The organism is Bacteroidales bacterium (genome assembly GCA_018334875.1).
Classification (GTDB): Bacteria; Bacteroidota; Bacteroidia; order Bacteroidales; family UBA12077; genus JAGXLC01.
In genome coordinates this window covers 1-4,447 of the sequence record JAGXLC010000334.1, presented here as the reverse complement: position 1 = coordinate 4,447, position 4,447 = coordinate 1, and the positions used below count along the sequence as shown (strand labels likewise).

General features: G+C 44.9%; 4 protein-coding genes. All 4 read right to left on the bottom strand.

Translation table 11 applies throughout. The features are described from left to right. Nucleotides 1-398 (bottom strand): hypothetical protein (locus KGY70_17605; GenBank protein ID MBS3777018.1); only part of this gene is annotated, 398 nt, incomplete at its 3' end. 373 nt (nt 399-771) lie between these two features. Continuing rightward, nucleotides 772-1,410: a hypothetical protein gene (locus KGY70_17600; protein MBS3777017.1), complete on the bottom strand. Its 639-nt coding sequence runs from the start codon at nt 1,408-1,410 to the stop codon at nt 772-774. A gap of 90 nt (nt 1,411-1,500) precedes the next feature. After that, on the bottom strand, nt 1,501-3,075 hold the full coding sequence (locus tag KGY70_17595) for an arylsulfatase (GenBank protein MBS3777016.1): 1,575 nt from the start codon (nt 3,073-3,075) through the stop codon (nt 1,501-1,503). Between the two features lie 275 nt (nt 3,076-3,350). After that, a partial coding sequence (locus tag KGY70_17590) for a hypothetical protein (GenBank protein ID MBS3777015.1) occupies nt 3,351-4,447 on the bottom strand: 1,097 nt, incomplete at its 5' end.

The following is a 4,447-nucleotide window of genomic DNA, read 5'->3' as shown; positions in this document are numbered from 1 at the left end:
CGGACTTCCGGAGCGATACCTCCCTGACTGCTTGGTATCCATCTGACAGTATCCTTCTCATTTTCCCTTTCCGATTCCCGGTCTGCGGAATACACCACTCCGTTGTGATATACCAGGGTTGGAGTAGACCATCCCAGCCGTGTCTTTTTTATGGGACGTTGGCTCTTCCAGATTGAGTTCCCGCTTTTTGCCTCCAGGCATACTACATGATCAGGATTTTGAAAAAATAGCTGTCCGTTGCCCAGGCACGTTGTAGTAGGCATAATTTCCGCGGTAACGGAATCATCTTTGACCCATAGCATTTCACCGGAGCTTGCTTCTACTGCCATGATCCGTTTGTTGTGGGCCCGGGGTGTTCCACGCAAATACCACAGATCATAACCGGAAAATGCATTCACACTGTCAGGTGAATACTTTTTTTGGTTTAAGGGAAGGCCTTTCTCCTGCCACCAGATAAAGGATGTCGTTATAAAGCACAATTTCCAAAGGGCCTTCCGTACCGGTGTACCTTTTTTCTATAGCACCTGTAGCAGCATTTAGAGCTACAATGGGTTCGTTGTATCCCAGTGTTACATATACCCGGTTACCATCGGCTACAAGCCTTCGTTGGAGCTCGGGAGGTCCGCTTCTGAAGCCCCGTAGATGGTCTTCCCAGGGTTCTATGGTCTTCTCCCATAAAAGTACGCCATTAAAGGCGTCTCTAGCTTCCAGTCTCCATTTGCTTGGAGCAGCGGCAAAAGCGGTGGGGCCTTTATCAATAATGGAAAATATTCACCCCCCGGAAGAAACCATTGCACTGATACTGGACAGGTGCTCATGACTTCGCAAAAATTCGGGCCCGGCCTCCCATTGCAAATGTTTTGGCGGGCCAACTGCCGCATCGTCGGCAACGGCATTGTTGTCAGGGCCATGCAAGTAATGGGTCCATTCATCTATCTCTTCCGGCCTCGGCTTAACCTGTTTGGTCCACACATTCTCCTGCCTTATAAAGGCAACACCTTCGGGGGCCAATACCCGCATCATCTCATCCATTGAAATGTTGCCGGTATCTTCGGCTACAATTAAATTCACCAGGTTGTCGGTATAAGGAAGCGTTTCTTTGTTACGGTGCTCAACGGAAACGTTCCCATAGATCCCCTGTTCATACATATACTCCCGGGCCTTTTCTGCTTTACTTTTATCGGGAGTAATTCCATGGACAAGATAGCGGTCACCGGCATGAAAAGCAGCAGTAACCTTACTGTTTTCAAAACCCAGATGCACAATGAGTCCGCCTTTTACCTCGGTTTCCTGTAATATCTGCTGTGCCTCCCGGGTGAAGCGGTAATGGCTGTAATACCAATACATACCCCCGACCACCAGGGCAACGAGAACAATAAAAATCAGGATTCGTAATGGTTTTCGTTTCATATTTTCAATTTTTTAATATATTGATTCTGCATTTCTTTTAAAAACCAATTTTAATAAAGAACATTGGCAAAATTTTGCTTTCAAAATGTTTTAATTGGATGTTTTTGTTTTAGCTGATGGTTTACCTCTTCCTTTGAAAGCCGTGTTGGGCCTCACAGATCTTTGCATCTGGCCCATTTCCCGGGCTTTATTCCTTTTTGCCTCAATCTGTTCTTTGCTTTCTCCGGGGTTCACATACCACTTACTGTCCACATGAGCTTCCTGAAAGATTTGTTTGACAACTTTCACAACATCAGGATTTTCTTTTGCTACGTTATTTTCACAAGCAATATCCCGGCTGAGATTATAAAGTTTTACCGGTTCGGACGGATGACTCCGATAAGCCCACCATTGATCCATTCGAACACTTTGCGTATGTGGCGATCTCGTTCCGTTTTCCCAGTACAGATAGTTATGTTTTTTCTGATTTTCCGGCTCACCTAATAAAGTAGGAACCAAACTTATACCATCTGTTTCCGGAACTGAGACCCCGGCCAGGTCGGCTGCAGTGGCCATGAAATCATATAATGCACAAACATGATCCGTCTCTCCAGGCTCAATTTTACTCTTCCAGTAAGCAAAGAATGGTACCCGAACCCCACCCTCATGGGTAGAGGTAAATTTTCCTTTCGGCCACGGACCTTTATTCTCAAAAAGAGGATCATCCTCAAAGGCAGGCCTTCCAAAGTATCCCCACATGCTGTAGCCATTGTCCCCGGCAAAAAATATAATCGTGTTATCGAGAATATTTAAATTTTCCAATAGCTCCACCATTCGACCAACGCCCTTATCCATTTTTTCCATCATAGCAGCCCATTCCTTATGTTTCTGGCTCCATGGCCTGTTTCTGTACCTTCCAAGATCGGGTATAATGCAAGGGCCATGAGGAATCTGGGTGGCATAGTAAAGAAAAAACGGATTGTTTTTATTTTCTTTAATAAAAGAGAGGGCGTCGTTTTGAAAGAGATTTTCCGAGTACTTTGCCTTTTCGGGATCCGGTACACCATCAGGAATGAGACGACCCTGCTGATTGTAATTATTTTTTACGTCTTCAAGACTATCCGGAGAACGACGGTTATATTGGTATACACGCTTCATATTGAAACCATAATTCTCCTGAATGGGAATGGTATCTCCATTTTTCATCAAATAATGAGGGAAAAATGTATGAGCTCTTCCCTGATCATAATATCCGTATGAATGGTCAAAACCTTGCTTGTCTGGAGTGCCCTCAGTGCCGGGCAAACCGATGCCCCATTTGCCTACAAAACCTGTGGTATATCCTGCCTGTTTCAATAACTCTGCTACTGTGACATCTTCTGTTAGAAGGTGGTCTTGTCCTCGTACAGAGCTATTTGCACGTATTCTGCAATGTCCCATATGCATCCCGGTCATCAGGCTAGCTCGTGATGGGGCACACTCCGGGGATCCTGAATATGCCTGTGTGAAACGGATACCATTCATGGCCAGACTGTCCAGATTTGGTGTTGCAAATTTGCTTTGGCCATAGCAACTCAAATCACGGTACGACAGATCATCGGAAAATATGAAGATGATGTTGAGATGTTGATTTTCCCTATTTTTCCTTTTTTCTGAATCACCCCCACTACATGAGTGTAATGTCATAAATGCTGCTGCACTTACCTTTATTAGAAAAGTTGAATTTATATGATGCAATCTGAAATGATAGTTAAAATGGCTCATATCTATTATAGTTTTGCAGTTAAATTGTTCTATAAAATTAATGATTTACCTAAATACTGAGGCTTTCCCTCCTTAGTTTTACATTTTACTGTGAAGCAGGAAAGCGGCGTAAGCCCGAATTCCAGATACTTTAACTTTAGCATAGAAGTATATAATTTGGTTAAATACCCTCTTAAATCATTATAACTGCTTAGAATTTACTCTCTAAAACACTGTATTGTACCGTTTTCCATTGAAACTAAAAGCCTGTTGGAAGCCACTGCCATGCCGTCCCAAACAGGAGGTGCATCGAGCTTATATCCGGCCTGTTTTTTGCCGCTGGAGGCATCCATAATCCAAAGGATACCGCCTTCCTGTCCTGTAAAGGCCTTATAGGGATCTTTTGTCTGAGCCAGTCCGGGCGTACCCCCGATGAACAAGTTATTCCTGCTTTTGACCAAAGAACGGGGATGTAAATCTATTACCTCGGACCATAAATGATCGGTGGGGTCATTGTCGGTCTTTTTGAAATCATGAGCAGATCTAACGGACTCAGAAAGGGGCTGTTTCTTGTCTGCCCACAGCATATATCCGTTTTCACCGTATCTTCTCCATATACCCCATACAGAGTCCCGGGTAAAAGAAAGCATTAATCCATAGGGAGCTGACAGGTGGGTTCCTCCTCTTCCTCCGCGGCTGTTAGCAATCCAGGGATAGGCAACCTGCAGGCGGCTAAATTCTCCGATGCCAAGCACCCAGTGGGTTCTATGGACTTCAGAATCATCCAGTAGCCGGGAAGTAGAGAAGAGATGGGTGTCTTTATCAGGCTGTTTTTTCAGATTTTTGTCGAACCGCAGATGTTTCATATAAATGGAACTGCCGTCACCAACCAACACATCGCTTAGTGCCCCCTTCATAGAAAAGGCATCGCTGCGGTCGGGAGCGGTCAGCGTTTTCCAGTCCACGGCATTCTGATTGTCCGGGGTAACTGTGGTATCTATAGCCTCTTCCGGATAATCCCCGGAGCTTCGTTGCTGCAATGTTTCGCTATAATCGGGGTGATCACTCTGAATGCTTTTTGTATGTAATACCGCTCCAGTTTCTGGATCAAGGCCATAAAGCAAAATCCCTCCATCCAGATAGGAAGATCTGCCGGCTGAAAAATACACGACATCGTCTTGTATCAGAACACTTCCATGTACCGGCCATATCGATTCGAGCTGATCGCGTACTATGGTTCTTTGATCCCTGAATTTTGTATGAAACCGCCATACCAGTTTCCCGTCGGAAGCCCTGAGACAATAAACGCTCCCGT

Coding starts and splice junctions, on each gene's coding strand:
- KGY70_17600 (MBS3777017.1), bottom strand. CDS start 1,410: ATGAAACGAAAACCATTACGAATCCTGATTTTTATTGTTCTCGTTGCC.
- KGY70_17595 (MBS3777016.1), bottom strand. CDS start 3,075: ATGACATTACACTCATGTAGTGGGGGTGATTCAGAAAAAAGGAAAAAT.